The 988-nt window shown below is 74.7% G+C and carries 1 protein-coding gene; it reads right to left on the bottom strand.

Annotated elements, in window-relative coordinates:
* The coding region (locus tag ESO86_RS17650) for a helicase-related protein (protein WP_277985252.1) at positions 1 to 988 on the bottom strand (988 nt) is incomplete at both ends.

Genomic DNA, 988 nt, shown 5'->3' on the forward strand with positions numbered 1-988 from the left:
GGCCGCGGTGCGGGCGAGCGCGGCGGGCTCGTCGGCGGCCGCCAGCTCGCCGATGAACGCGCCGATCGCGGCCCCGAGCTCGGCGGGGCGTCCGATGCCGTCGCCCTTCCAGAACGGCAGGCGACCCGGTTCCCCGAATGCCGGCGAGACGAGCACGCGGTCGTGCGTGATCTCCTGGATGCGCCAGCTCGTCGCGCCGAGCGCGAACACGTCGCCGACGCGCGACTCGTAGACCATCTCCTCGTCGAGCTCGCCGACGCGCCGACCGGGGCCGGCGTCGCCGATCATGAACACGCCGAACAGTCCGCGGTCGGGGATGGTCCCGCCGCTCGTGACCGCCAGCCGCTGCGCGCCGCGCCTGCCCGTGATCGTGCCGGCGTCGCGATCCCACACGATCCGCGGGCGCAGCTCGCCGAACCGGTCGGACGGGTACCGGCCCGCGAGCAGGTCGAGCGTCGCGTCGAACGCCGAGCGCGGGAGCGAGCCGAACGGCGCCGCGCGCCGGACGACGTCGAACCAGTGCTCGACCTCCCACTCGTCGATCGCGGATGCCGCGACGGTCTGCTGTGCGAGCACGTCGAGCGGGTTCGCCGGGATCCGCATGGGCTCGATCGCACCGTCGACCATGCGCTCGGCGACCACGGCGGAGTGGAGCAGGTCGGCTCGGTGCTTCGGGAACAGCACGCCCTTCGACACCTCGCCCACCTGGTGGCCGGCACGGCCGATGCGCTGCAGGCCGCTCGCGACCGACGGCGGCGACTCGACCTGCATGACGAGGTCGACCGCACCCATGTCGATCCCGAGCTCCAGGCTCGAGGTCGCGACGACGCACTTCAGGCGGCCGGCCTTGAGGTCGGCCTCGACGAGCGCGCGCTCCTCCTTGCTCACCGAACCGTGGTGCGAGCGGGCGATGATCGGCGCGGCGCCGCCGGTGATGCCCGACGCGCCGGGCAGTTCGGCGGGCGGGCGGCGACCCGCGCCCGCCGGC

It is taken from the genome of Agromyces binzhouensis (genome assembly GCF_004135055.1).
GTDB lineage: Bacteria > Actinomycetota > Actinomycetes > Actinomycetales > Microbacteriaceae > Agromyces > Agromyces binzhouensis.